The organism is Actinokineospora sp. UTMC 2448, assembly GCF_024760565.1.
Taxonomy (GTDB): domain Bacteria; phylum Actinomycetota; class Actinomycetes; order Mycobacteriales; family Pseudonocardiaceae; genus Actinokineospora; species Actinokineospora fastidiosa.
Genome location: NZ_CP031087.1, coordinates 3,681,638 through 3,706,556, shown reverse-complemented (window position 1 = coordinate 3,706,556; position 24,919 = coordinate 3,681,638). Strand labels below are relative to the sequence as shown.

General features: G+C 71.5%; 26 protein-coding genes. 16 read left to right on the top strand and 10 right to left on the bottom strand.

The window, feature by feature from the left end; all coding sequences use genetic code 11:
- Positions 1 to 820 precede the first annotated feature (820 nt).
- On the top strand, positions 821 to 1,507 hold the full coding sequence (locus Actkin_RS16810; protein ID WP_258903338.1) for a S1 family peptidase: 687 nt from the start codon (positions 821 to 823) through the stop codon (positions 1,505 to 1,507).
- A gap of 36 nt (positions 1,508 to 1,543) precedes the next feature.
- Here the strand turns inward: Actkin_RS16810 and Actkin_RS16805 are convergent, their stop codons facing one another.
- Positions 1,544 to 2,434: an XRE family transcriptional regulator gene (locus Actkin_RS16805; RefSeq protein ID WP_258903337.1), complete on the bottom strand. Its 891-nt coding sequence runs from the start codon at positions 2,432 to 2,434 to the stop codon at positions 1,544 to 1,546.
- Positions 2,435 to 2,550: 116 nt separating this feature from the next.
- Here Actkin_RS16805 and Actkin_RS16800 point away from each other — a divergent pair, with 116 nt between their 5' ends.
- The gene (locus tag Actkin_RS16800; protein WP_229787032.1) at positions 2,551 to 3,459 is read left to right on the top strand and encodes a glutaminase; all 909 of its coding nucleotides are present in this window, start codon (positions 2,551 to 2,553) and stop codon (positions 3,457 to 3,459) included.
- A gap of 6 nt (positions 3,460 to 3,465) precedes the next feature.
- Here the strand turns inward: Actkin_RS16800 and Actkin_RS16795 are convergent, their stop codons facing one another.
- The 3 genes from Actkin_RS16795 to Actkin_RS16785 are packed head-to-tail and all read right to left on the bottom strand — an operon-like array spanning position 3,466 to position 5,020.
- Complete coding sequence (locus Actkin_RS16795; RefSeq protein ID WP_258903336.1) at positions 3,466 to 3,957, bottom strand: GNAT family N-acetyltransferase; 492 nt, start codon at positions 3,955 to 3,957, stop codon at positions 3,466 to 3,468.
- On the bottom strand, positions 3,947 to 4,579 hold the full coding sequence (locus Actkin_RS16790; protein ID WP_258903335.1) for an adenosylcobinamide amidohydrolase: 633 nt from the start codon (positions 4,577 to 4,579) through the stop codon (positions 3,947 to 3,949). Before Actkin_RS16790 ends, Actkin_RS16795 begins: the two co-directional genes overlap by 11 nt.
- Positions 4,580 to 4,624: 45 nt before the next feature.
- Positions 4,625 to 5,020, bottom strand: a complete 396-nt coding sequence (locus Actkin_RS16785; RefSeq protein ID WP_258903334.1) for a hypothetical protein — start codon at positions 5,018 to 5,020, stop codon at positions 4,625 to 4,627.
- Between the two features lie 113 nt (positions 5,021 to 5,133).
- On the opposite strand from Actkin_RS16785, the gene Actkin_RS16780 reads away from it, so the two are divergent.
- Complete coding sequence (locus Actkin_RS16780) at positions 5,134 to 6,054, top strand: ArsR/SmtB family transcription factor (protein WP_258903333.1); 921 nt, start codon at positions 5,134 to 5,136, stop codon at positions 6,052 to 6,054.
- A gap of 5 nt (positions 6,055 to 6,059) precedes the next feature.
- Here the strand turns inward: Actkin_RS16780 and Actkin_RS16775 are convergent, their stop codons facing one another.
- Positions 6,060 to 6,626: a dihydrofolate reductase family protein gene (locus Actkin_RS16775; RefSeq protein ID WP_258903332.1), complete on the bottom strand. Its 567-nt coding sequence runs from the start codon at positions 6,624 to 6,626 to the stop codon at positions 6,060 to 6,062.
- 73 nt (positions 6,627 to 6,699) lie between these two features.
- A complete protein-coding gene (locus tag Actkin_RS16770) occupies positions 6,700 to 7,077 on the bottom strand; it encodes a hypothetical protein (RefSeq protein ID WP_258903331.1) in 378 nt (125 codons plus the stop codon).
- Between the two features lie 196 nt (positions 7,078 to 7,273).
- On the opposite strand from Actkin_RS16770, the gene Actkin_RS16765 reads away from it, so the two are divergent.
- Positions 7,274 to 7,549 carry a hypothetical protein gene (locus tag Actkin_RS16765; protein ID WP_258903330.1) on the top strand — a complete coding sequence of 92 codons (276 nt, stop codon included), beginning with the start codon at positions 7,274 to 7,276 and terminating at the stop codon, positions 7,547 to 7,549.
- Between the two features lie 205 nt (positions 7,550 to 7,754).
- The gene (eis, locus tag Actkin_RS16760) at positions 7,755 to 8,939 is read left to right on the top strand and encodes a GNAT family N-acetyltransferase (protein ID WP_258903329.1); all 1,185 of its coding nucleotides are present in this window, start codon (positions 7,755 to 7,757) and stop codon (positions 8,937 to 8,939) included.
- Between the two features lie 69 nt (positions 8,940 to 9,008).
- On the opposite strand, the gene Actkin_RS16755 is transcribed toward eis, so the two are convergent.
- Positions 9,009 to 11,156, bottom strand: a complete 2,148-nt coding sequence (locus Actkin_RS16755) for a putative Ig domain-containing protein (RefSeq protein ID WP_229786836.1) — start codon at positions 11,154 to 11,156, stop codon at positions 9,009 to 9,011.
- 964 nt (positions 11,157 to 12,120) lie between these two features.
- On the opposite strand from Actkin_RS16755, the gene Actkin_RS16750 reads away from it, so the two are divergent.
- The 6 genes from Actkin_RS16750 (at position 12,121) to Actkin_RS16725 (ending at position 16,521) form a co-directional block, all read left to right on the top strand.
- Entirely contained in the window at positions 12,121 to 12,261 is a 141-nt protein-coding gene (locus Actkin_RS16750) for a hypothetical protein (RefSeq protein WP_258903328.1), read from the top strand.
- A gap of 46 nt (positions 12,262 to 12,307) precedes the next feature.
- Positions 12,308 to 13,621: an APC family permease gene (locus tag Actkin_RS16745; RefSeq protein WP_189210482.1), complete on the top strand. Its 1,314-nt coding sequence runs from the start codon at positions 12,308 to 12,310 to the stop codon at positions 13,619 to 13,621.
- Positions 13,622 to 13,729: 108 nt separating this feature from the next.
- Positions 13,730 to 14,155 (top strand): DUF6292 family protein, encoded by a 426-nt coding sequence (locus tag Actkin_RS16740; RefSeq protein ID WP_258903327.1) that lies wholly within the window; start codon positions 13,730 to 13,732, stop codon positions 14,153 to 14,155.
- Between the two features lie 3 nt (positions 14,156 to 14,158).
- Positions 14,159 to 14,608: a DUF2243 domain-containing protein gene (locus Actkin_RS16735; protein WP_258903326.1), complete on the top strand. Its 450-nt coding sequence runs from the start codon at positions 14,159 to 14,161 to the stop codon at positions 14,606 to 14,608.
- Between the two features lie 23 nt (positions 14,609 to 14,631).
- Positions 14,632 to 15,396 carry a cytochrome c oxidase assembly protein gene (locus Actkin_RS16730; protein ID WP_258903325.1) on the top strand — a complete coding sequence of 255 codons (765 nt, stop codon included), beginning with the start codon at positions 14,632 to 14,634 and terminating at the stop codon, positions 15,394 to 15,396.
- A gap of 111 nt (positions 15,397 to 15,507) precedes the next feature.
- The gene (locus Actkin_RS16725) at positions 15,508 to 16,521 is read left to right on the top strand and encodes a calcium-binding protein (protein WP_258903324.1); all 1,014 of its coding nucleotides are present in this window, start codon (positions 15,508 to 15,510) and stop codon (positions 16,519 to 16,521) included.
- 97 nt (positions 16,522 to 16,618) lie between these two features.
- Here Actkin_RS16725 and Actkin_RS16720 read toward each other — a convergent pair whose 3' ends face one another.
- Entirely contained in the window at positions 16,619 to 18,229 is a 1,611-nt protein-coding gene (locus Actkin_RS16720) for an ABC-F family ATP-binding cassette domain-containing protein (protein ID WP_258903323.1), read from the bottom strand.
- Positions 18,230 to 18,381: 152 nt separating this feature from the next.
- Complete coding sequence (locus Actkin_RS16715; RefSeq protein WP_258903322.1) at positions 18,382 to 18,981, bottom strand: TetR/AcrR family transcriptional regulator; 600 nt, start codon at positions 18,979 to 18,981, stop codon at positions 18,382 to 18,384.
- Between the two features lie 77 nt (positions 18,982 to 19,058).
- On the opposite strand from Actkin_RS16715, the gene Actkin_RS16710 reads away from it, so the two are divergent.
- Complete coding sequence (locus Actkin_RS16710) at positions 19,059 to 20,231, top strand: DUF418 domain-containing protein (RefSeq protein WP_258903321.1); 1,173 nt, start codon at positions 19,059 to 19,061, stop codon at positions 20,229 to 20,231.
- Positions 20,232 to 20,283: 52 nt separating this feature from the next.
- Here the strand turns inward: Actkin_RS16710 and Actkin_RS16705 are convergent, their stop codons facing one another.
- Positions 20,284 to 20,712: a hypothetical protein gene (locus Actkin_RS16705; protein ID WP_258903320.1), complete on the bottom strand. Its 429-nt coding sequence runs from the start codon at positions 20,710 to 20,712 to the stop codon at positions 20,284 to 20,286.
- Positions 20,713 to 20,865: 153 nt separating this feature from the next.
- Here Actkin_RS16705 and Actkin_RS16700 point away from each other — a divergent pair, with 153 nt between their 5' ends.
- The 4 genes from Actkin_RS16700 to Actkin_RS16685 all read left to right on the top strand — a co-directional run bounded on the left by Actkin_RS16700 (position 20,866) and on the right by Actkin_RS16685 (position 24,849).
- A complete protein-coding gene (locus tag Actkin_RS16700) occupies positions 20,866 to 21,501 on the top strand; it encodes a DUF998 domain-containing protein (protein ID WP_258903319.1) in 636 nt (211 codons plus the stop codon).
- 44 nt (positions 21,502 to 21,545) lie between these two features.
- Positions 21,546 to 21,917 (top strand): YciI family protein, encoded by a 372-nt coding sequence (locus Actkin_RS16695; protein ID WP_258903318.1) that lies wholly within the window; start codon positions 21,546 to 21,548, stop codon positions 21,915 to 21,917.
- Positions 21,914 to 23,185, top strand: a complete 1,272-nt coding sequence (locus tag Actkin_RS16690; RefSeq protein WP_258903317.1) for an RNA polymerase sigma factor — start codon at positions 21,914 to 21,916, stop codon at positions 23,183 to 23,185. Before Actkin_RS16695 ends, Actkin_RS16690 begins: the two co-directional genes overlap by 4 nt.
- A 224-nt stretch (positions 23,186 to 23,409) precedes the next feature.
- Positions 23,410 to 24,849: a ricin-type beta-trefoil lectin domain protein gene (locus Actkin_RS16685; RefSeq protein WP_258903316.1), complete on the top strand. Its 1,440-nt coding sequence runs from the start codon at positions 23,410 to 23,412 to the stop codon at positions 24,847 to 24,849.
- The last annotated feature ends 70 nt before the right edge of the window (positions 24,850 to 24,919 follow it).

Genomic DNA, 24,919 nt, shown 5'->3' with positions numbered 1-24,919 from the left:
GGAGGACTCTTAACACGGTGTTCCTCGCATGCGTTTACAGACGGTGACGGAACTTTACATGATCACCGCTCGGCGGGGACGCCGCATGGCTCCGGTTGCCGCCGATGACGCTGCGGTAGGAAACCGCGCCGTCGCTGTTACCGCGTTTCAGGCCACCCCGTGTCAGTGGCCTGGTGGAAGGCGATCATCTGACGCAGGGCTCGGTTGGGAGAGGCTGGGCCGGGTCGAAGTAGGCGGCCGGGGCCTTCGGCTGAGTGTCCACAACGGAGCGTTCGCTGAAACGGGGGGCCAGGGTGCCCTCCGCGCGTGCCCGGCAGGCCGCGGGGAGGAAGGCGTAGGCGAAGACGTAGTTCGTGTGGACCACGAGGTGGCCTCGTCGTCCTGGGCGGCCCACATCCGGCCGTTCACCTTCGGCTCGGCGGGTGGTCGCGGGATCCCCACGACGATGGCGAGGATTCCGGCGAGCACGGGCGTCGCCTTGCCGAGGCTGACGAAGAACCGCGAGTCGTCCATCGGGTGCCCCTTGGTTCAGCGGGGCACCGAGATCCCACTCCTGCGGCACCTAAGCGATCCCGGACAGCCGGAACAACGCGCAGGAGTTCAACGAGCCGAGTGGTGTGCCGTTTACTCTTGACAGATTGCTCCCGAAACCGCTGGTCGCGCGCCTGCGTGTGCGCATGCCGTCGATATCGGGCCTTGATCTCTGTCAGTCGCCGCTCCTACAGTGCGATTCGCGGCCTGGAAAGGCTGATTGCGGAGTTGTGGTTGGACGGAAAAGCGCACAGCTCCCGACTTCCCTGCATTGTATTGGAGATTTCCCGTGCGCATCAAAAGGAATCTGATCGCCCTGTGCGGTGCGATCGCCGCGAGTCTCGGTGGTGTCGGTTTCGCCGACGCCGCCCCGGCGGGGGACGTGCAGCCGTACATCATCGGCGGCGAGTACGCGTCCCAGGGGCCGTGGGCGGTGGCCATCATGGTCAACGGCCAGCAGAACTGCTCCGGCACGATCATCAACGCCCGCTATGTGCTGACCGCCAAGCACTGCGCGAACTCGGGCAACACCTTCCTGATCGGCAACGTCGACCGGACCCAGGGGCAGTCCCGCAGGCCGGTGCGCGCCATCTCGCACCCGTCGGCCGACATCATGCTGTACGAGCTGAACCTCCCGGTGAGCACCACGTACGCGACGCTCACCTCCGTGCAGCCCCGGGTCGGAAGCACGGAGCGGGTCTACGGCTACGGCCGCACCCAGTCCTCCCGCGACTCCCGCTACCTCAAGGTCGCGACCATGCGGATCACCAGCGTCTCCAGCACCTTCATCAACGCCACCGCCGTCGACGGCTACACCGGCCCCGGCGACTCCGGCGGCCCGGTGTTCCAGGACGGCAGGCTGATCGGCGTGCACTCCTACGGCAACACCTCGGCGGGGACCTCCGGGCACGTCAACGTCTCCACCTACCGCCAGTGGATCCTCTACCACAGCGGTCAGAGCCGGATGGCGGCCTGATCCCGTGAGGGGCTGTGCATCCCGGTGGGCAGCCCCTCACCACTCCCAGTGGATCGAGTAACGGCCCGGTTTGGCGTTGGAGGCGGCGAAGTGGACGCAGTGCGTGCTGTCGATGGGGAGTTCGCCCCCGCGCGTGGTCGTCTCGTCGCCGTAGAACTTCCACCCGCACCGCGCGGGCACCGCGTCCGGGTGGAAGCTGACCTCGGCGAAGTACTCGTGCACGGGGAACCGCAGCTTGCGCTCGCTGCGCACCGACCGCGCGGGCGCGGGCGCGTGCTCCACCACGTACTCCACCATGATCACCTCGCCCCGCGCCAGCACGCGGTCGAACTCCACCGAGGCGACCAGGTATCCCCGCTCCGGCACGTACTCCGCCGACCGCACCGAGCAGTGCCGCAGCGGCCGGACCACCGGGCGCGGCGCGTCCGGGTGATCGGAGGCGAACGCGATCGGCAGCCGGGACACGCCGGACCGCGTCGCCTTCAGCACCAGGCGCACCCGCAGCGACCGCTCGCTCCCGTCGGGGCCGAGCGTCACGAGGTCGTGGTGGCTCAGCCGCACGAGGAACTCGTCCTCGGCGTCGACGTCGCCCAGCAGGGCGGGGACCTGGGGGTCGGCGGGCCACATCGCCTCCACCGGCACCCGGCGCTGCCCGTTCGGCCCGGGCCCCCGGGACCGGGGCGGTCCCAGGACCGAGGTCAGCGACCCGCTCGGCACGGCCAGGATCTCCTCGAGGGCGGTGAGCGCGGCCAGCGACTCGCGGCGCTCCGGCCTGCGCTGCCCGGTCTGCCACAGGCTGAGGGTGGCCACGCTCAGCCGGTGGCCCTGCTGCTCCAGCCGATACCGGATGCGGTCCAGCCCGAGTCCGCTACGCTGCACGGCCGCGCGCAGCACGTGGTGGAAGGTCCGTTCCCCTCCTGGTTCCATTCCGCACTTCCGTCCGCCCGATCGGCCCGGAAGTGTAGCCGGCCACTAACAGCTCAGCTACGGCGAAGGGAGCAGCAGTGACAGTCGAGGACCTGCCCACCACTGAGGCTCGGCGGCTGCTGCCGGTGCTGCGGGAGATCGCCGACGAGGTCGGGCCCCGCGCGGGCGCCGAGGGCCGGGTCGCCGACTACATCCCGGCGCTGTCCGAGGTCGACCCGACGGCGTTCGGGCTCGCCGTCGCCGGGGTGGACGGCGAGGTGCTCGGGGTGGGGGAGTCGCGGACGCCCTTCTCGATCCAGAGCGTGTCCAAGGCGTTCTCCCTGGCGCTCGCGCTGGGCGCCGACGCCGAGGCGCTGTGGCGGCGGGTCGGACGCGAGCCGTCCGGCAACCCGTTCAACTCGCTGGTGCAGCTGGAACAGGAGGACGGCATCCCGCGCAACCCGTTCATCAACGCGGGCGCGCTGGTGGTGACCGACCACCTGCTGACCACGACCGGCGACGCGCGGGGCGCGGTGCTGGAGCTGCTGCGCGCCGAGAGCGGCAACCCGCGCGTCGACTTCGACGCGAGCGTGGCGCGGTCGGAGGCGGCGCGGGGCGACCGCAACGCCGCGCTGGCCCACTTCATGGCAAGCTACGGCAACCTGCGCAACCCCGTCGCGGACGTGCTGGAGCACTACTTCTGGCAGTGTTCGATCGCGATGAGCTGCGAGGACCTGGCCGCCGCCGGGTTGTTCCTTGCGCGGCACGGGCTGCGCGGCGACGGCTCCCGCCTGCTGGACCGCAGCGCGGCGAAGCGGATCAACTCGATCATGCTCACCTGCGGCGCCTACGACGCGGCGGGCGAGTTCGCCTTCCGGGTCGGTCTGCCGGGCAAGAGCGGCGTCGGCGGCGGGATCCTCGCGGTCGTCCCCGGCCGCTGCACGCTGTGCGTGTGGAGCCCGGCCCTCGACCGCCACGGCAACTCCGTCGCGGGCGTCGAGGCGTTGGACCGGTTCACCACCCTCACCGGCCTGTCGGTGTTCTGACCGGCCCTACCGGCTCTCCCACCGGACCTCGCCGTCCACGACGACCTGGGTCGGCGCCAACCCGATCCCGCGAGCCACCGCGCCCGAGGTTGCGTGCTCGGGATGCACGTGCGCGATCACCCGCCCCACCCCCTGCTCCCGCAACCACGCCACGACAAGTCCTGCCGACGCGCGCGCGAACCCTCGGCCCTGGTGGCGCAGGCCGATCACCCACGCCAGCTCGGAGCCTTCGTGGTCGACGGTCGCCTGCACGTACCCGGCCGCCGCCCCGTCGGCGCGGCAGCGCACCACCCAGTTCAGCCACCACTGGCCGCCGTCGGCCGACCGCCCCCGGACCTGCGCCTCGTACCGGCGGCGCAACCGGCCGGGAGTCGGGGGCTCTCCGCCGGTGAACGCGTACAACTCGCCGTCGGCCAGCACGGCTGCCATCTCCTCGGCGTGTTCCACGCAGAGGGGTTCCAGGACGACGAGCTCGTCCCCGAGCGGCTCAGCGCGCACGGCGCTGCCAGTCGCGGGTGCCGGTGAGCACGGCGGTGTGGACGGCGTTCGCCAGCCGGAGGCCCCACCGCGACCGCGGACCGCCGTAGGGCTCCCGGCCCCCGGGCGGGCAGCAGACGACGAGGGCGTCGCTTGCCGTCCCGGTCCCGGCCACCCCGGCCTCGGCCAGGGCCTGGGCCTTCGCCTCCGTCGCCGTGGCGACCGCGTTCACCAGCGCGCTGTCGGCGAGCGGGGCGGGAATCCAGCAGACCAGGTTGATCGTCCCCGGCACGGCCGCGACGGCGGACGAGGCGGGATCCGCCGCGTAGACCGGGTACGTCAACCCGACGGTGGCCGCGCACTCGACCTCGCCGTCCCGCCCGACGGTGAACCGGCGCACGGCCGCGGCGGTGAGCAGCCCCGATCCCCGCCCGGCCAGCCCCCACCCGGCGACGAGCGCGCTCAGGTGGGTGACGGGCTCGCGGTCGTAGTCCTTGTCGACCTCGACGTTCACCACCCACTCGGCCGAGCCGATCCCGCCGCCCAGCACTGCGCTGGACACGCACCGCGTCCCGGCGGGCAGCCGCCACAGCAGCGCGGGCCGCCCGTCCGGTTGGGCGAGGATGTCGGGTTGCTCGATCACCCGGGCACTGTACGGGGGAGCGGGCGGGAGCCCGCTCCCCCTAGGTCACGCCGAGACCCAGGCGCCGCAGCCGTTGACGTTGCAGGCCCGGAACCGCAGCCGCTCCGACGCCCAGGTGAAGTACTCCACGAACGTCGGCCGCGCCGTGCTCTGCCAGACGGCCCGGCCATCCGCGGTCACCCACTGGACCTGGCCGAAACTGGCCCCGAACACCTCGCCGGAGACCAGCCACATCGGGAGCCTGCCGCCCGCGAAGTCGGTCCCTTCGCCGTAGGCCCAGCAGAACCGCACCTTCGCCCCGCCGGGGCTGGTGACGTCCTTGCACGCCTGGACACCGGGCCCGGCCGTCCTGGTGGCGGCCACCGCCGAGCCGCCGAGCCCGACCAGGGCCACGACGAGCAGGCCGATCACCGCGAGTCGCGGCACGCGTTGACGGGACACGGGAAACCTCCTTCACTACGGTTCATTGCGAACAGGACGAGCAAACCGCGCGCCGGAGTGCCGGTGAACTGATTCGAGCCCGCTCGAATGCCCCCGCGTGGTTCCATCGAGTGGTGATCACCGTGCGCATGACGCCCGACGCGGTGGCGCGCACCCGGCTCGCGGTATCCCCGGCCGCGGAGGCCGCAGTGTGGCTCTGGACGCTCGTGCTGGGGCGCAGCCACCCGCTGTTCGGCGACCACGGCCCGCTCGCCCGCGCCGCGCTGCGCCATCCCGATGTGGCGCTCGTCGCCGGGACGCTGTTCCCCTGCTACGCCCCCGACCTGCTGACCCCGCCGCCCCCGCCCGCGTCGACGCTGGACGACCAGCTCGACCTGGTCTCCAGCGCCCGGCCGGACGTCGTCGCCGACCAGATCGGCTACGTCGCCTCCCGCAACCGCGTCCCCCCGGCCGTGCGCGACGCGGTCGACGCGGGGACGTTCGGCAGGCGCGCGGCCAACGGGCTGCTGGTGTTCTGGCGGCACGTGCTCGCCGACGGCTGGCCCGCGCTGCGCGAGGTCCTGGAGGCTGACCTCGCGCAGCGCATGCGCACCATGGCGTCCGGCGGCCTGGCGAGCCTCTTCACCAGCCTGCACCCCGACATCGGCTGGACCGGGGACTCACTGACGATCACCCTGGGCCCCCACGCCGAGACCGTCGCCCTCGGCGACCGGGACCTGGTGCTGGTGCCCACCGCGCTCAACTGGCCCAACGCCACCGCGCAGGTGTGCGGGGACGCGCCTGCCGTGATCGGCTACCCGGCGGCGGGCCTGCCCCGCGACGGCCACCGCGACCCGGCCGCCCAGGCCCGCCTCTACGGCGCCACCCGGGCCGCCCTGCTCGCCGACCTCACCCAGCCCCGCTCGACCGCCCACCTGGCCGCCCGCCACGGCATAGCCCCGTCGACGGCGTCCTACCACCTGCGCGTGCTGCACCAAGCGGGCCTGGTCTCCCGTCACCGCGACGGGCACCACGTGCTCTACCAGCGCACCTGACCGTCCTAGTCGCGCACGGTCTCGTAGCGCAGGAGGACCGCGCCCGTCGGGAAAGTGCGGTTCTCGATCAGCCGCAAGTGGACCCACTTGTCCATCGACGGGAAGAACGGCGTGCCGCCGCCGACCGCCGCGGGCGCGACCACCACATGGAACTCGTCGACAAGCCCGGCCCTGACCAACGGCGCGGCGAGCGTGGCGCCCGCGACCTCGACCAGCCCGTCGGTCTCGGCCTTGAGCCTCCTGGCTACCTCGACCACGTCCCCCCGCTCCAGTTCGGAGTTCCAGCCCACCGACTCGAGGGTCTTCGAGAACACCACTTTCCGCATCCCCCGCCACAAGCGCGCGTACTCAGCGGTCACCGGGGTGACGTCGGGCTCCTGGTCGGCGGTCGGCCAGTAGGCCGCCATGAGTTCGTACAACTTGCGCCCGTACAGCGCCACCTCGGTGTCGCGGACCTGGTCGTTCCAGTACTGGTGCAACTCGTCGTCCGGGTCGCTCCAGCCGATCTCCCCGTTCGGGTCCGCGATGTAGCCGTCCACGGAGACGTTCATGCCGTAGGTCAGTCTGCCCATGGCAGTACAGCCTGCCGGTCAAGGAGCCTGAATGCGAGCCCTGACCTCGCGGGATCGCGTTAGGGGCGTGCGGTCAGCCGGGTGAAGCCGGTGAGGCGTGGCGTGACCGAGGTGGGGAAGGATTCGCCGGTTGGGCCGTGTAGGCCCGTCCGCACCTGTTCCCCGGGTGTCCGAACACCTCGAACCGCTCCACTGTGCAGTGCTCCATCACCTCGCGGATGTAGGGGTCGGACAGCTCCCAGTGCCGCAACACGGACTCGTCGTCGGCGTAGAGCTGGAAGCTGTGCGCCACCATCGCCTCGGCGTCGATGAACACCTCCACCATCAGCTGGGGTCCGTGTTCGCGGACGAAGTCGACGGCCTTGACGACAGCGGCCTGAAACTCGTCCAGGCGCCCCTCCCGAATGCGCATCGTGTTGTGGAAGAGGAGCGTTCCGTTCTTGTCGGTCATGCCGCCGACGCTAGAACCTCAAGTCCGCTTGAGGTCAATTGTCGGAAGTGTCACCGCCCCTTGCGGGTCGTCACCTCAGTGGTGCCGGGCGCTTGAGCCACCAGGAACTCCCACACGTGGGCGTTGTCGACGGGTTGTCCTCGGATCAGGGACATTCCCGATGTGCGGGGGTTGCCGGGCGCCTACCGTGGGCGAGGTGCAGGTGTATGACATCCTCGTCGCGGGCGGCGACGAGCTGAAAGAGTCCATCGCGCGGACGCTGTGCCCGGACGAGCACCACCCGCCGCCGTGTCCGGTGCCGTGGAGCCTGGGGTACGCCGAGGACGGTCTGCTGCTGACGATCTACGCCGATCAAGCGACGGCAGAGGACGTGGCCCGGCGGGTCGGCGGGAGCCCACCGACCCCAGGCGACCCTGACGACCACCCGGAGCTCATCGAGCAGTACCGGATCGAACGGGAGCCCCGGAAGTAGCGGTCACGCGGATCGGCCCGGGTGCGGAGGTCTGCGTTGATTTGCTCGCCGAATCAAACCTGCCGGTCAATCCGTCCAGCGGTTGTGATGGAGGTCAGGAGCACCGAGCCACCTGGAGGCGCCGCTTGACCGCGACCACCACCAGACCCGCGGGTGTCTGGCCACGCTGCGCAGGACTTCCCGGCCGGTGGGAGGCGGTGAGCCGATGAGCGCGATCCGGCAAGTCTCCGGCGACGAGCGGCTGCGCACGGCCTTCACCCTGTACCCCTACGCCTTCGACGAGACCCCGTCCCCGGCCGCGGTCGAGGACCTGCGCGGTCTCCTGCCCTACCACGAGGGCAACCACACCCTCATCGCCGAGGAGGACGCCCGCACGCTCGCCACCGCGGCCGCCTTCCCTGCGTGGCAGAACCTGCGCGGCGTTGTCAGCCCGATGGCGGGCATCGCCTGGGTGGCAACCCATCCCTCGGCCCGCAGACAGGGGCACAGCCGTCGCCTGATGCGCAGGCTCCACAGCGACATGGTCGACAAAGGACACCGGCTGGCCACTCTCTTCCCGTTCCACCCGTCGTTCTACGACAAGCTCGGCTACATCTGCCTTCCGCAGAACCCCACGGCGACGTTCACCCCCGAAGGACTGGCGCCGCTGCTTGACGTCCGACTCCCCGGTGAGGTGCGCTGGCAGAACATCAAGGACGGCTTCGACACCTACCGGGCGTTCCAGCGAAGTCTGCTGCCGCGATGGCACGGCTTCACCTACACCCCCGACTACCGAGCCGCCCGCGTCCTCGACGCCGCGAACCGCTGGTTGGTCACCGCCACCGTCGGCGACACGGTGGTCGGCACCATGACCTACCGCATCGACGGCTACGGCGGCGCCCTGATCGTCGACGAACTGCTCTGCGCCGACGCGATCGGCCGGGCGCTGCTCCTGCGCTTCCTCGCCCTGCACGCGCACCAGGTCACCAGGATCACGGTCACCGTGGCGCCCGACGACTTCCCCGAGACCTGGGTGAGCGGTCTCGCCGTCCGCACCGACACGGAGACCGCCTTCCCGACCGCGCCGCCCCTGATGGCGCGGCTGCTGTCGATGGAAGCGCTGCACGGCGCCCACTGCGGCCCGGGGCGCGTGGCGATCGAGGTGGTCGACGACCAGCTCCTCGCGGGCCGGTACCTGCTCGACGGCAGCGGCGGGACGCTCAAGGTCAGCGCGTCCGGAACGGGGGAGCGGGCCACCCTCACCGCGGCGGGCCTGTCCGGCCTCGCCTACGGAGTGCTCGACCCGCTCGACGTGGTCGCCCGCGGCCTCGGCGAGATCACCGACGCCGCGGCCGCCGAACTGCGCTCGCTCCTGCCGCGGCGCGTCCCCCGGTCGTTCGGCAAAGGCTGAGGAACACGTCGTCGGGCCGTTCGCCGCGGTGGACCACCCGCGGCGAACGGCCCGACGGACATCACCCGGTCAGAGCCGCTGCCACAGCGCCGGGACGACCGGCGGCGTCCAGCCGGGCTGCGACGTGTGCGACTGCAGGCACCGGTAGCTGACGCCCTCGTAGGTGACGGTGGCGCCCGCGGTGTACGGGGTCCACGGCGCCCACGACGTCTCGCCGCCGGACGGCTCGACGCGCCAGGTGAAGGTGGCCGAGCCGGACGCGCCAGCCGAGTCGGTCGCGGTCACGGTCACCGTCGAGGTGCCCGCGGCCGTCGGGCTGCCGGTGATGAGGCCGCTCGCGCTGATCGACAGCCCCGCGGGCAGCCCGGACGCGCTCCAGGTGTACGGCGCGGCGCCGCCGGAGGCGGTCAGCTGCAGGTTCACCGGGGAGCCGACCGTGGTGGTCTGGTTGCCCGGGCTGGGCACGGTGATCTGCCCGCCGCCGCTGATCACCCAGTCGAACTGGACGGAGGTGGACCCGCCGGTGGTCGCCGTGACGCTGACGGTCACCCGGTAGGTGCCGCCCGCGGTCGGGACGCCGCCCACGATCGCGGTGTCCGAGCCGTCGCTGCTCAGCGACAGCCCCGGCGGCAGCCCGTCGGCGGTCCAGGTGTACGGGCCGGTCCCGCCGGAGACGACCAGCTTGACCCCGGCCTCCACACCCACGCTGCCGGTCAGCGTGCCCGGGTTGGGCAGGGTGAGGTCGCCGCCGCTGGCAGGCTCGATGACCCAGCTGAACGTCGCCGACCCGGAGTCGTTGGTCGTGTCGGTCGCGGTCACCGTGACCTGGTAGGTGTTCGCCGTGGTCGGCGTGCCCGAGATCCGGCCGGTCGACGGCGAGATGCTCAGCCCGGCGGGCAGCCCGGTGGCCGTCCAGGTGTAGGGCGCCACCCCGCCGGTCGCGGTGAGCTGCAGGCTGGCGGGGGTGCCGACGGTGCCGGTCTGGCCGCCGGGGTTGGTGACGGCGACGTCGGCGGGCGCGCCCTGCTCGACGAAGACCAGCCGGTTGGGCGAGCCCGTCCCGGGGTTGCTGATCTTGCCGGAGCTGGACGCGTTGATGATCGCCTGGTTGGTCTGCGTCACCGTCGCGTTCGGGTGCGTCGACAGGTACAGCGCGACGACCCCGGCCACGTGCGGCGCCGCCATCGACGTGCCGCTGATGGTGTTGGTCGCCGTGTCGCTGGAGTGCCAGGCCGAGGTGATGTCCTGGCCCGGGCCGAACAGGTCGGTGCAGGTGCCCCAGTTGGAGAACGAGGCGCGCGCGTCGGTGCTGGTGCTGGCGTTGACCGTCAGCGCCTCGGTCACCCGGGCGGGCGAGGTGTTGCAGGCGTTGGCGTTGGAGTTGCCGGACGCGATCGAGTAGACGACGCCGGAGGTGATCGAGTTGCGCACCGCGTTGTCCATGGCGGTGGACGCGCCGCCGCCGAGGCTCATGTTCGCCACGGCGGGCTTGACGGCGTTGGCCGTCACCCAGTCGACCGCGCTCACGATGCTCTGGGTGGAGCCGCTGCCCTGGCAGTCGAGCGCCTTGACCGCGACCAGCCGCACGCCCTTGGCGACGCCGTACGCGGTGCCGCCGACGGTGCCCGCGACGTGGGTGCCGTGGCCGTGGCAGTCGGTGTTGGAGCCGCCGACGGTGTTGGTGCCCCACGTCGCCCGGTTGCCGAAGTCCCGGTGGGTGGTGCGGATGCCGGTGTCGATGACGTAGGCGTGCACGTTCGACGCCGTGGTCGGGTAGGTGTAGGCGTTGTTGAGCGGCCGGTCGCGCTGGTCGATCCGGTCGAGCCCCCAGGACGGCGGGTTCTGCTGGGTGTCGGCGACCCGGACGACCCGGTTCTGCTCGACGGCCGACACCGCGGGGTCGGCGGCGAGCCTGCGGGCCTGCCGCTCGGTCATCGTGGCGGCGTAACCGCGCAACGCGTGCCGCCAGGTCGCGGTGACCGTGCCGCCGTAGCGGTCGGCCATCGTCTCCGCGGACTGCGCGACGGCCGCCCTCGACGTCGCGTGGTCCTTGAAGACGACCAGGTAGCTGCCCGGGATGGCGCCCTCGGCGTTCGCGCCGAGGATGGTCCCCTCGGCAGCGGCGGCGGGTGTGGCCATCGTCAGCGACAGGGTGGTGGCGGCGGCCAGCGCGGGAACGGCAAGCCGCCGTGCCCAGGCCGCGCGGGACTGTCTCATCGCAGTGTCTCTCCCTCATGGCAAGGGTTCCCCCCGGGACGGGGTCGCCGACCGGGGAGAGTGCAGGGTGTGTGACGTCCGCGCGAACGTTTCTGGCGATCGGAACTCCGACTGGTCGCAGGAAACCGCGCATTCGGCTCATCCGCCACGGTTTCCGCCGAAGTTGCTCCGATCAGCACACATGGTATGGACCAATCGTCGTGCGTGCTATCACTCGACGATCACGGTTCCGAGTGGACATAAGCGGGGGTCATAAGGGTGAGCGCCACTCGCGGGATGCGCCGTCCCGTGAGGCCGAAAACCATTGGCGCACAAGAATCTCGACAGTCCGGTGACCCGGCAGACGTCACTCTGCTGCATCCGCCTCGTCCCCAGCGACAACCTCACCCGACACCCCCGATATCGGGACGTTGAGCACCACGACAGCCCCTGCGGCGCGCGTACCGGGTCTTGTCGACATGACCGCGAAGGACGACACGCCACTCCGCCGGCGTCGAGCCGAACGGCGAGGGTGTGCGCCGGTCGGCCAGCGTGCCTCTCGGGGGTGGTGGTATCGGGAGGGGCGTTCGCAGGCTGGTCAGTGCGTGCTCACGGCCGCGAGGACCGCGAGCACGCCCGCCGCCACCATGCTCGTCCCCCGCCCTTCGGGTTTCACTCGGCGGGTGGGTGGGCAAATAGGCGATGAATCCGGTGGCCATGGCGTACACTGGGTGGTGAGCGGGTGCCGTCGTCGCCCCGTCATCGCCGCCCAGGTGTGTGTCTGGTCGTCAGGCGATTCGCCCTTGGGCAGTGCTCGTGCCGTCGAAGGGCTTCCCGAGTAGACGGAGACCACTTGTCACGCAGCACCACCTCGGCTCTACGGCGTACCGCCGACCCCGCGGACGATCGTGGGCGTCCATCGACGCGCCTCGTCGAGTCCGGAGCCCGTTCCCCACAGACCCCTGCACCAAAACGAGGAGTTCCCATGGTGTCCAAGACCACGTCCGACCGCGTGCGCCCTGTTGTGTTCAGCCACCGGGCGATCGAAACGCGGGCCACGCCGCGGCGGCTGGCCGGGCCGCCCGTCCCCGTGTTCGTCCCGCCCGCCCGACCTCGGACCGCATGATCGAGTGCGTCGTGCGGAATCGGCGGGTCCCCATGAGACTTAGCGCATGTCGGTTCCTCTGCGGCGCGCGATCTCCACGCCTCTGCTGTTCACGTTCATCCTGGGGGACATCCTCGGCGCGGGCGTCTACGTCCTGATCGGAGAGGTCACCGGCGCGTCCGGCGGCGCGGTGTGGCTGCCGCTGCTCCTGGCCCTGCTGCTGGCAGGCCTCACCGCCGGGTCCTACGCCGAACTGGCCACGAAGTACCCGCGCGCCGGGGGAGCGTCGCACTACGCGAACCTCGCGTTCGGCCCGGCCGCGGCGACCTTCACCGGGTTCTGCATGCTCGCCGCCGGGATCGTGTCCGTGGCGGCGCTGTCCCGGGCGTTCGGCGGGGACTACCTGGCCGAGTTCGTCTCGCTGCCCGTCGCACTCGTGGTGACGGTGTTCCTGGTCGGACTGGCCATGCTCAACATCTACGGGATCAAGGAGTCGTTGCGGGCCAACGTCGTCGCCACCGTCATCGAGGTGGGCGGCCTGGTGCTGGTCATCGGGCTCGGGATGTGGATCGTCCTGCGCGGCGACGCCGATCTCGGGCGGCTGGCCGAGGTCGGGACGCCGGGGGAGAGCCCGTTCACGGCCGTGCTGGCCGGTGCGGTGCTGGCCTACTACTCGTTCGTCGGCTTCGAGACCTCGGTGAACCTCGCCGAGGAGACCAAGGACCCGCGCCGCGCGTTCCCGCGCGCCCTCTTCGGCGCGCTGGCCGCCGCGGGCGCGGTCTACCTGCTGATCGGGCTCGTCACCAGCGCCTCGGTCCCGACGGACCAGTTGGCCGGGTCCAGCGGGCCGCTGCTGGAGGTCGTGCGCGCCGCGGGCGGGGTGCCCACCTGGCTGTTCGGCCTGGTGGCGCTGATCGCGGTGGCCAACGGCGCCCTGCTCACCGGCATCATGTCCTCCCGCCTCGCCTACGGGATGGCGGGCGACGGCCTGCTCCCGTCCGCGCTGACCCGCGTGCTGCCCAACCGCAGGACGCCGTGGATCGCGGTCCTGGCGACCACGGCGCTGTCCCTGGTCCTGGCGTTGACCGGCCAGGTCGCCGCGCTGGCCGAGACCCTGGTGCTGCTGCTGGTGATCGTGTTCACCGTCGTCAACATCGCCGTCCTCGTCCTGCGCCGCGACTCGGCGGACACCGACCACTTCCGCGTCCCGACGGTCGTCCCGTGGCTGGGCATCGGGTCGTGCGCGCTGCTGCTGACCCAGATGAGCGCCGAGGTCTGGCTGCGCGGCGCGGTCCTGATCGCCCTGGCGCTGGTGCTAGCCGCCGTCAACGCGCGCCGTCAGCGGCGCGGAGCCGACGACGCCGTCCCCGCCGCCGGATGAGCTGTGCCGACCTTCACAGCGCGCCCGGGGTTTGGCCGTCCGCCCGGGCGGGAATCTGGAGAACCCGCGTCGAGCCAGGCGGCGCTCTAGGCAAGAGGACGGCGACTCGTGGAGTTCGATTTCGGAGACGCGTTGGTGCGCGGCTTGCAGGGCTATGTCCGCGCGGTGTCCGAGCAGCTCGGCCTGTCCGGTGAGTGCTTCTATGTCCAGTCCGTGCCGCTGGGCGCGTACCTGGCCCTGGACGGGAGGTTCTCGGGCTTCCCGGACCGCGACGCGGCCCTGCTGTGGGACGCCGAGCGCGGCTGGGCCGCCGCCGTGGAGACCCACAGCGGCGAGGACCTGATCGTCCAGGCCTGGCTGCCCGGCGACGTCGTCCCGCCGCCGCACCGGGTGGCGCACTGGACGCGGGGCCTGCTCGACGGCTCGCCCGGTCAGCCCCGCCTGACGCAGCCCCGACAGCCCCAGGACGACCTGCCCGCCCGCCTGGCGCCGTACGCCGTCGCGGGCCTGGTCCCGCTGCCTCAGGTGGCTTGACGAGTGGACAAGAGCAGCGGGCTCCAGCACCGGCCGGGGCGTTCGCTGTGGGTGTGCGCCCTGCTGGGCGCCGCCGGGATGGCGGCGGTCGATGAGATCGTGTTCCACCAGATCCTGGCCTGGCACCACTTCTACGACCGCTCCACCCCGTCCGTCGGCCTGATCTCCGACGGGCTGCTGCACACCGCGGAGCTGGTCGGGCTGGTCGCCGGTTTCGCGCTGTTCGCCGACCTGCTCAGGCGCCGCGCGCTGTCCACGGCCCACGCCTGGGCCGGGCTGTTCCTCGGCCTCGGCGGCTTCCAGCTGTTCGACGGCATCGTCGACCACAAGCTGCTGCGCGTCCACCAGATCCGCTACGGCGTCGACCTCCTGCCCTACGACCTCGCGTGGAACGGCGCGGGACTGCTCCTGCTGGCCGTCGGCGCGGTCCTGACCGTGCGCGCCCGCCGCTGATGCCCGGCGCCCACCACCCGCAGGTGGCCCTGGTCGAATGGGTCATCGCCGCGGGCGCGGCGGCGGCCGTGACCGCCTACCTGCTCGCCGCGGCCCGGCTGCGCCGCCGCGGCGACGCCTGGCCGGTGCTCCGCGACCTCTCGTTCCTGGCCGGTGGCGGCGCGCTCGTGTGGGCGCTGCTGGGGCACCTGCCGGGCGGGCCGTTCACCGCCCACATGGCCCAGCACCTCGTCGTGGCCATGGCCGCCCCGCTGTCGCTGGTCCTGGGCCGCCCGCTCACCCTGCTCCTGCGCGTCCTGCCACCGCGCGGGACCCGCAGGACCCTCCTGGCCGCGGCACGAGCCCGGCCGGTCCGCTGGCTGCTCTTCCCGCCCGCGGCCGCCGTGCTGGACGTCGGCGGCCTGTGGCTGCTCTACCGCACCCCGCTCGCCGCGTCCCACCACCCGCTGGCGCAGGTCCACGTCCTGCTGGCGGGCCTGCTGTTCACCTTCGCCGTCTGCCAGCTCGACCCGGTGCGCCACCGCTGGAGCCTCGCCTGGCGCGGTCTGACCCTGCTGGGCGCGGGCGCCGCCCACGCCGTCCTCGCCAAGTCCCTCTACGCCGCGCCCCCGCCCGGCACCGCCTACGCCGCGACGGACCTGCACACGGGATCGCAGCTCATGTACTACGGCGGCGACCTGGTGGAACTCGCCCTCGCCGCCGTCCTCGCCACCCAGTGGTACCGCGCCACCGGCCGCGCCCTCCGCAGGTCCACTATGGCCACTCGCCCAACGGTGAGCGCGGAGTGACGCGTCCACCTGATCGGCGGACCGCCGTCAGGAGACTTCCCGGCCTGTTCGAGGTCTGCGACTGTCAGTCCTGACAGTGCAACGTCGACAGCAAAGGGAGATCTGAACGGTATGAGACGTCATTTCCTGCCCGCCGTCTGGGCGGCACTGCTCACCCTTCCCCTCGCCGCGCCCGCGTCGGCAGCCCCCGCCGCCGAGTGCACGGTCAACGGGGTCGAGCAGCAAGGACCCGTCATCACCGGCACCCCGGGCGACGACCGCATCGACTGCTTCACCACCTACACGGTCGATGGGATCAACGCCCTGGACGGCAACGACACGATCACCACCTACGTGAACAATGTGACCATCGACGGCGGTGGGGGCAACGACGACATCCAGGCCGAGTCGAACGTCGGCACGATCCTCGGCGGACCGGGTGTCGACAGCATCCGCGTGGACCGACAGGGCAAAACCGTCCACGGTGGCGACGACGCCGACACCATCACCATCGCCGAGACCGTCTACACCAGCGGCCCGGTCACCCACGGCGACGCGGGCAACGACACGATCAAGGTCGGGCTCGTCCGGGTGACCGCCCGCGTTCTCGGCGACGACGGCGACGACATCATCGAGGTGGGCACCAACGAGTTCGACTCCGACATCGACAAGGGCAGGGTCTACGGCGGTCGCGGCGCCGACCGCATCAGCGTGACCACCAACAAGAGCGAGATCTACGGCGAGGACGGCAACGACGTCCTGACCCTCCGCAACGGCGGCTACAACAACGGTCTCATCGACGGCGGCGCGGGTGACGACACCTTCGACATCGCCGACAACCGCTTCCAGGACAGCCGGTTCGGCACCATCGCGGGCGGCCCCGGCGCCGACCGCATGACCACCGCCGACAACGTGAGCGCCGTCATCAGGGGCGGCGCCGACGATGACACCATCGAGGTCGGCAGCAACCGCCAGACCAGCGGACTCCAGCGTCCCACCATCTACGGCGAGGACGGCAACGACACCATCACCATCCACTACATCGAACCCGGCAGCACCACCATCGACGGCGGCGCGGGCACCAACACGTGCAACCTGCTCTCCGACTACAGCCCTGTCACCACCGAGATCAGGAACTGCTCGTAGGACCGAGCGCGACTCCACTGTGGACCTGGGCGGGTCCGCCGACCGTGGCTCCGCCCAGCACAGGCGGGAGTGCTCGTCGGGCCGCCGAGGTGATCGGCTACCGCTCCCGTCGCACGGGCCGTTCGTCCCAGACCGGATCGGTGGTCTCGCGGACCCTGCCGTCGGAGCCGAAGACGAGGTAGCGGTCGAACGAGCGCGCGAACCACCGGTCGTGGGTCACGGCGAGCGTGGTGCCCTCGTAGGCCTCCAGCGCCTGTTGCAGCGCCTCGGCCGAGGCCAGGTCGAGGTTGTCGGTGGGTTCGTCGAGCAGCAGCATCGTGGCTCCGCCGATCTCCAGCAGGAGGATCTGGAACCGGGCCTGCTGTCCGCCGGAGAGCTTCTCGAACGGCTGGTCGCCCCGGGAGTCGAGTTCGTAGCGGCGCAGGACGCCCATCGCCGGGCCGCGGGCGAGCGCGTGGTCGGTCCAGAGGATGTCGACGAGGGTGCGGCCGACCAGCTCGGGATGGGCGTGGGTCTGCGCGAAGTGCCCCGGCACGACCCGCGCGCCGAGTTTCCAGGCCCCGTCGTGCGCGACGGGCTCGCCCGCGAGGAGACGCAGGAAGTGCGACTTGCCGGAGCCGTTGGAGCCGAGCACCGCGACCCGCTCGCCGTGGAAGACCTCCAGGTCGAAGGGCTTCATGAGGCCGTGCAGCTCAAGGCAGGCGCAGGTGAGGGCGCGGACACCGGTGCGGCCGCCACGCAGCCGCATGGTGATCTTCTGCTCGCGCGGGGGAGCGGCAGGCGGGCCGAGCTCCTCGAACTTGCGCAGCCGCGTCTGGGCGGCGTGGTAACGGGAGGCCATCCCGTCGCTGCGCGCCGCGTACTGGCGCATGTCGACCACGAGCTTCTTCAGCTGCGCGTGCTTCTCGTCCCAGCGGCGGCGCAGTTCGTCGAACCGCTCGAACCGCTCCGCACGGGCCTGGTGGTACGTGCCGAACCCGCCGCCGTGCACCCAGACGTCGCTGCCCGGCTCGACGCTGATGATCTTCTGCGCGGCCCGGGCCAGCAGCTCGCGGTCGTGGGAGACGAACAGCACGGTCTTCTCGGTCTCGCGCAGGCGTTCCTCCAACCACTGCTTGCCGGGGACGTCGAGGTAGTTGTCCGGCTCGTCGAGCAGCAGCACGCCGTCGCCGCCGCGCAGCAGCGCCTCCAGCACCAGCCGCTTCTGCTCGCCGCCGGAGAGCGTGCGCACCTCCCGCCATCGGGCCTTCTGGTAGGGCGTGTTGAGCGCCGCCGTCGTGCACATGTCCCACACGACCTCGGCCTCGTAACCGCGCGCCTCGACCCAGTCGCCGAGCGCCTGCGCGTAGGCCATCTGCGCGGCCTCGTCGTCGCGGTCCATCAGCACGAGTTCGGCGGCATCGACGGCCAGCGCCGCGGCGCGCAGCGCGGGCGGGGACACCGACACCAGCAGGTCCCGCACCGTGCGCTCGTCGCGGACCGAGCCGACGAACTGCGGCATCACGCCCAGACCGCCGCTGACGGTTATCGATCCGGCGTCGGGCTTGAGCTCGCCTGAGATAAGCCGCAACAACGTCGTCTTGCCCGCGCCGTTGGCGCCGACGAGCGCGCACACCGCGCCGTCGCCGACCCGGAAGCAGACGTCGTCGAGCAGCAGCCGCCCGTCGGGCAGGTGGTACTCGACGTGCGCGACCTCCACGTGCCCCATGGCCCAGCTCTCCCGTCGGTGAATCCGGGCCCACTGAACCACGCGCGGGCGGCAGGACGCGCGTCAATTTCGCCGCGCCGACCGCCATGGTCGGCGTGAACGTCACCGCCGCCAGGGCCGATGAGACCAGGTCGCCAGACGGCGGACCCGGACTATCCGGGCTGATGGCGCAGGAGCCTGGCGACCAGCACCTTCAGCGTCTCCCGTTCGCGCATGGGGGCGAACTCGCTGTCCACCGCGACGCGGTTGAACAGGCCGTCCACCAGGGCGGCGAGCCAGGTGGCGGTGGTGGTCGGGTCCAGCGCGGGGTCGATCCGGCCCGCCTCGGCGGCCCGGCCGACCAGGTCGGCGAGACCGGACCGCACCAGCCGGTCGTTGGTCGAGACCAGTGCCGCGATCCCTTCGTCGCGGTGCGCCTGGGCGGAGATCTCCAGGGTGAGCCGGGCGTAGTCCGCGTCCGCGGCCAGGTCGATCGCCAGGTCGAGGAACCTGGTCAGCGCGTCCCACGGCTCGGCGGCCGCCAGGTCGGCGAACAGCGCCTCGGTGTCGGCGCCGTCCTGCTCGACGACCGCGGCGAAGATGTCCTGTTTGCTGCCGAAGTAGTAGAACAGGTTCCCCGAGCTCATCCCCGCCTCGGCGCAGATGTCGGCGGTGCGGGTCTGCCCGAACCCCTTGCGCGCGAAGCACCGCGCCGCGGCCGCGAGGATCTGGAGCCGCTTCGCCGCGCGCTTGGCTGGGTCGATGGTGCGCATGGCCCGATTCAATCAGGGGGTTGACGGTGTCGATCACCGCCTCCAATATTAGACCGACTGCTCGGTTTATGAAAGGCATGCCTGTGGCTACCCCGTCCCGCCTCGTGCGGTTGGACGCGCTCCGCGGATTCGCCCTGGTGGGCATCCTCGCCGTCAACGTGTGGGCCTTCGCGACCGGTTACTACGGCTCCGGGATCGCGGACCCGGCGGGCGATCCGGTCGTCCAGTTCGCCGTCTCGATGTTCTTCGAGACCAAGTTCTATCTGCTGTTCTCCTTCCTCTTCGGCTACAGCTTCACGCTGCAGATGGACGCCGCCGCGCGCGCCGACGCCGCCTTCCGGCCGCGGATGCTGCGGCGGCACCTCGGGCTCGCGGTGATCGGCGTCGCGCACGCCGTCCTGCTGTTCCACGGCGACATCCTCACGACCTACGCCGTGCTCGGCCTCGTCCTGCTGGCGCTGCGCGACATCTCGGCGCGGCGCGCGGTCTGGCTCGCGATCGGCCTGCTCCTCGCAAGCGGGGTGCTGTGGACCCTGCTGGGCGTTCTCGACCTGCTCACCCCCACCCCGGTCGACGGCGCCGCGGCGGCCGCGCGGGTGACCGAAACGGTGGCGGCCTACCAGGGGACCCCGGCGACCGTCGTCGCCGAGCACCTGCGGCAACTGCCCAGCACGCTCGCACTCGTCGTGTTCGTGCAGGCTCCCAGCGCCCTGGCGATGTTCCTGCTCGGGTTCGCGGCGGGAAAGCGGCAGCTGTTCGCCGAACCGTGGCGCCACCGGACACTGTGGACGTGGCTCCTGCGCGCCGGACTGCCGATCGGGCTCGCGGGGGCGGCCTTCTACGCGTACCTCACCGTGCACCATCCGGGAAGCGGGGCGCAGACCCTCGCGATCGGGGTCACCCTCCTCACGGCCCCACTGCTCACCGGCGGGTACGTGGCCGCACTGCTGCGCCTGTTCGAGACCCGCGCCGCGACCGTGTTCGCCCCCGTGGGCCGCGTCGCGCTGTCGAACTACATCCTGCAGTCGGTCATCCTGAGCCTCGTCTTCACCGCGTACGGGCTGGGACTGGTGGGCAACCTGCCCTACGCCGCAGTCGCCGGGCTGGTCGTCGTCATTTACGCGATCCAACTCGCGCTCAGCGCGCTGTGGCTGCGCAGCCACCGCTACGGACCACTGGAATGGCTCCTCCGCGCGGTGACCACAGGCGCACGGCCCGCCGCCGCTCGCCCACCCGCTCTCCGTCCCTGACCTGGCTGGGAGCGGTGGTGTGGACCGCCGCTCCCAGCCGGTGCGGGCGGGCTCAGACCCGGGTCATGGTGGAGGAGTATCCGCCGCCGCCGGGGTAGACCCATCCGCCGGTGACCGTGGTGCCGTCGGGGCTGAACGCGCCTCGGTAGTAGGCCGGGCTGCCCTTCGCGCCGCCCCAGATGGTCAGGGTGTCGCCGGCCAGTTCATAGACGTAGTCGAAGGTGTTGCCGGTCGCGTCGTAGAAGCGGGACACCACGTCCTCGCCGACGGGCTCGCCGAACGGGCGCAGGTTGCCGATCACCTCCAGGCCGGTGACCTGCTGGCCGAACTGGGTGAGCTCGACGTGCTGGAGCAGGAAGAACCCGCCGGGCATCCACTCGTACCGCACGGTTCCCTCGACACCGCCGGTCACCGCCCACGTGCCCACCAGTCGGTCCAGGGCCTGCAGGTCGGCGCTCGGCCGGATGGTCGTCTCGGACATCTCGTCCTCCTCGGTCGCTTGCTGTGTGCCGATACCTCGAAGCCGCCACCCCCGCCTCGACACCCGTCCTTAGTGACTCAGGTCACGTTCGAGACATGTCGAGACCCGCGACGCGGCTCCGTGGTTGCGACGAGCACCCATCAAGGAGGAGCCATGACCACAACCGTCGTTCCCGGCACCCGTCGTTCGTCGGAGCGCCTGCTGCTCGCGGGCGCTCTCGCCGGGCCGGTCTTCTTCGCCTCGTCGATCACCCAGATGCTCGCCCGGGAGGGCTTCGACATCACTCGGCACCCGCTCAGCCAGCTCGCCAACGGCGGCTCGGGCTGGCTACAGGTCCTGACCTTCGTGCTCGCGGGTCTGGGCGTGCTGGCGCTGGCCGTGGGTGCCCGGCGCACGCTTCTCGAGGGGGTCGGCAGGCGCGTGCTGCCGATCTTCATCGGGGTCTTCGGTGCCGGTCTGGTCGCCTCGGGCCTGTTCACCATGGACCCGGAGAACGGCTTTCCCGTCGGCACCCCCGAAGGGCCCGTCGCCCAGATGTCGTGGCACAGCATCGCGCACTCGGCGGCGGCAGCGACCGCGTTCACCGCGCTGGCCGCCGCTGCCGTCGTGCTGGCCGTCCGGCACGCCCGCGGGCGGCGGGCGCGGCCCGCGGTGCTGAGCGCGGCGACCGCGCTTGTGTTGCTTTTGCCCGTGTCGCCGGAACTCATGAGCATCCAGGTCGCGGTGAACGGCCTGGTGGCGTTCACCTGGACGACCGTTGTCGCACTGTCCCTGCGGGACACCGCCTGACCCCCGTACCGTTGCCGAGCACGATCGAGGAAGAGGGAACCACCGTGAAGTACCTGCTGCTCAGCTACACCCCGGCCGCCGCATGGGACGCCAGCACCGCCGACAGGCCGTCGGAGGAGGCGCTGGCCGCGTTCGCCGTGTACCAGGAGTTCGAGAGGGAACTGGTCGAGACCGGCGAGTTCGTCACCAGCGAGGGCCTCGGGCACCCCGCGGTCAGCACCACGGTCCGCAGGACGGCCGACGGCGTGGTCGCGACCGACGGGCCGTTCGCCGAGCTGAAGGAGGTCCTGGCCAGCTTCGCCGTGATCGACGTCGCCAGCCACGAACGGGCCGTCGAGATCGTCGCGCGCATCGTCGACGCGTTGGGGGAGCCGATCGAGATCCGCCCGATCATGGGCGAGGACTTCGCGGCGTGAGCGCCGCGACCGTCGAGCACCTGCTGCGCACCGAGGCGCCGCAGGTGCTCGGCGCGCTGGTGCGGCGGTTCGGCCAGTTCGACATCGCCGAGGACGCGGTGCAGGAGGCGTTGCTCGTCGCGAGCCGCGCGTGGCCCGTCGACGGGGTGCCGGAGAACCCGCGCGGCTGGCTGATCCGCATCGGCTACCGCAAGATGGTCGACCTGCTCCGCTCCGACCAGGCCCGCCGCAGGCGCGAACAGGAAGCGGGCCTCGCCGAGGTCGCCATGCACGAACCGGCTCGCCTGGCGGGCCCACCACCGGCGACCGACGACAGCCTCACCCTGCTGTTGCTGTGCTGCCACCCCGCGCTGTCCACCACCTCCCAGGTGGCGCTCACCCTGCGCGCGGTCGGCGGCCTGTCCACCGCCGAGATCGCCCACGCCTACGGCGCCACCGAGAACACCATGGGCACGCGCATCAGCCGTGCCAAACAGCAACTCGCTCGCGCGGGCGCGCGCTTCACCCCGCCCTCCGACGCCGATCGGGCCAGCCGGATGGCCGCCGTCACGCAGGTGTTGTACCTGATCTTCAACGAGGGCTACACGACCTCGTCCGGCGACGAGCTCACCCGCGTCGACCTGACGCACGAGGCGATCCGGCTCACCCGCATGCTCCGCGACACCCTGCCTGCCGACGACCCGATGGCCGCCGAGGTGACCGGCCTGCTGGCGCTCATGCTGCTCACCGAGTCGCGGCAGCCCGCCCGCACGGGCGACGACGGCGAACTGGTGCCGCTGGAGGACCAGGACCGGACGCGGTGGGACGCGCAGCTCATCGGCGAGGGAACCGCGCTGATCGACAGCGTCTGGCACCGCGGCGAGGTCGGGCCGTACCAGCTGCAGGCCGCGATCGCCGCCGTGCACGCCGCCGCCGCATCGCCGGAGCAGACCGACTGGCCCCAGATCGCGGCGCTCTACCTGTGGCTCGAACGGCTCGCCCCCACCGCGCCGGTCCGCCTCAGTCGGGTCGTCGCCGTGGCCAAGGCCTACGGGCCCAACCGGGCGCTGGCACTGCTCGACGACCTCAACCGACGCCACCACCTCGACCAGGATCCGCTGACGAGCCAACGGGAACGCGCCGTCCGCGCCCATCTGCTCCAGATGACCGGTGACGCTCCCGCCGCGGCCGCCCTCTACCGCGAGGCGGCAGCCCTCACCGTCAACCAGGTCGAGCAGCGCTACCTCCACGCCAAGGCCGACCGTCTCGACCCACCGGCCCACCGCTGAACCCGGCCTGCCCACTGCGGCAGGCACTCCTGCGCATCGACCGGCCCACGATCGTAAGAGGCGCCTAAGCACACCCTTCGTCATTGTTCGATACTGCATGAAATATGGACGCTTCAATCAACTCTTGACAGAAGATGTTCATGGGCTGCACTGTTGTGCGGCTGTGTCCCGGTCCCGTTCCTCCCCTCAACGGGGAAGCACCCTGCGATAGGAAGCGGACGCCCATGAACCCGAACGTGCTCAAGCTGCCCGCCCGGCTGGCGATAGGTTCCGCACTAGCCCTCAGCACCCTCCTGCTGACCTCAAACACGACCGTGTCGGCCGGTGTCACCGCGGCGGAGTCCCTGTCGGCCTCGGCGACCAGGCCGATCGCGGTGGTGCTGGTCAACTTCACCAACGACACGATCGATTCCTCGACCACCTTCCGGACGAAGGTCCGGGACATGTACTTCGGAGCAGGGCAGTCGCTGTCGCGCTACTACGAGGAGGCCAGCGACGGCGCCGTGCGGTTCACGCCGCTGGCCGGTCAGCCCGAGGTGCTGGGACCGTGGACGATCAGCATGGCCGCGGCCTGCGACTCCGGCGCGATGAACACCAAGACCCGCGAGGCCCTGGCCGCGCGCGGGATCAGCGGGTACCAGTCGCTCGCCATCTGGTTCCCCAACCGGCTCGCCCAGTGCGACTGGGGCGGGCTCGGGCAGATGCCCGGCAGCACGACCTGGATGCCGGACGCGCACGGCAATCCCAGCGGCGTCGTCCACGAACTGGGCCACAACTTCGGCTTCGCGCACCTCGCCTCGGTGACCTGCACACCGGGCACGCTGTCCGGGTGCGCCGACGCGGGCTATCGCGGTTCGTCCCCGATGGGCGGCGGCGGGTACCAGAGCGGCCTGGCCGCGCCCGAGCTGATCCACGCGGGGTGGCTTCCGACGTCCCAGCGCGTCGTCGCGCCCTCATCGGGTACCTACACGCTCACGCCGCTGCACGCGCCCGCTTCGGCGACCGGCACGCGGGTCCTGGAGATCCCGCGCAACACCACCGGAGACCGGATCACGGTCGCCTATCGCAAGAACGCCAACACCATCGACACCGGCGTGGGCGAGGGCGTGCAACTGCACCTGACCAAGGAAGGCGCCTACCGCGTCTCCACGCTCGTCGACCCGTCCGCAGGCACGAGCGGGTCCACCGACACCGACCTCGACGTCGGCGCCCGGATCACCGACGCCACCAGCGGCGTGACCATCGAGACCCTGTCGGCCACCGCCACCAGCGCGACCGTGCGGATCACCACGCCCTACCGCTTCGTCGGGGGAGCGGGCGGCTGCCTCGACATCGAGGGCGCCGCCACCGCGAACGGCACCCCGGCGGTCGTCTGGAGCTGCCACGGCGGAAGCAACCAGCAGTGGGCGGATCCGGGCGACGGCACCCTGCGCTCCCTGGGCAAGTGCCTCGACGCCGAGGCGGGCGGCACTGCCGACGGGACGCGCGTCATCGTCTGGGACTGCCACGGCGGCGCCAACCAACGCTGGACCTCCACGAACAACACGCTGCGCAACGCCGCGTCGGGCAAGTGCGTCGACGCGGGCAGCGGCGTCAACGGGACCCGACTCGTCCTCGCCACCTGCGCGGGCACGACCGGCCAGACCTGGACGCGCAGCGCCTAGACGACGGCGGCTCGCGATCCTTGCGAGCGTTCCCGGCCACCGCTTCGATGCGAGGCGGTTCGGCGCCCTG

Excerpts from the sequence above, each read along its gene's own strand:
- Actkin_RS16805 (WP_258903337.1), bottom strand. The coding sequence starts at position 2,434 with ATGGAACCAGGAGGGGAACGGACCTTCCACCACGTGCTGCGCGCGGCC.
- Actkin_RS16775 (WP_258903332.1), bottom strand. The coding sequence starts at position 6,626 with ATGGGCAGACTGACCTACGGCATGAACGTCTCCGTGGACGGCTACATC.
- Actkin_RS16770 (WP_258903331.1), bottom strand. The coding sequence starts at position 7,077 with ATGACCGACAAGAACGGAACGCTCCTCTTCCACAACACGATGCGCATT.
- eis (WP_258903329.1), top strand. The coding sequence starts at position 7,755 with ATGAGCGCGATCCGGCAAGTCTCCGGCGACGAGCGGCTGCGCACGGCC.
- Actkin_RS16755 (WP_229786836.1), bottom strand. The coding sequence starts at position 11,156 with ATGAGACAGTCCCGCGCGGCCTGGGCACGGCGGCTTGCCGTTCCCGCG.
- Actkin_RS16750 (WP_258903328.1), top strand. The coding sequence starts at position 12,121 with ATGGTGTCCAAGACCACGTCCGACCGCGTGCGCCCTGTTGTGTTCAGC.
- Actkin_RS16745 (WP_189210482.1), top strand. The coding sequence starts at position 12,308 with ATGTCGGTTCCTCTGCGGCGCGCGATCTCCACGCCTCTGCTGTTCACG.
- Actkin_RS16725 (WP_258903324.1), top strand. The coding sequence starts at position 15,508 with ATGAGACGTCATTTCCTGCCCGCCGTCTGGGCGGCACTGCTCACCCTT.
- Actkin_RS16720 (WP_258903323.1), bottom strand. The coding sequence starts at position 18,229 with ATGGGGCACGTGGAGGTCGCGCACGTCGAGTACCACCTGCCCGACGGG.
- Actkin_RS16715 (WP_258903322.1), bottom strand. The coding sequence starts at position 18,981 with ATGCGCACCATCGACCCAGCCAAGCGCGCGGCGAAGCGGCTCCAGATC.
- Actkin_RS16710 (WP_258903321.1), top strand. The coding sequence starts at position 19,059 with ATGCCTGTGGCTACCCCGTCCCGCCTCGTGCGGTTGGACGCGCTCCGC.
- Actkin_RS16705 (WP_258903320.1), bottom strand. The coding sequence starts at position 20,712 with ATGTCCGAGACGACCATCCGGCCGAGCGCCGACCTGCAGGCCCTGGAC.
- Actkin_RS16700 (WP_258903319.1), top strand. The coding sequence starts at position 20,866 with ATGACCACAACCGTCGTTCCCGGCACCCGTCGTTCGTCGGAGCGCCTG.
- Actkin_RS16685 (WP_258903316.1), top strand. The coding sequence starts at position 23,410 with ATGAACCCGAACGTGCTCAAGCTGCCCGCCCGGCTGGCGATAGGTTCC.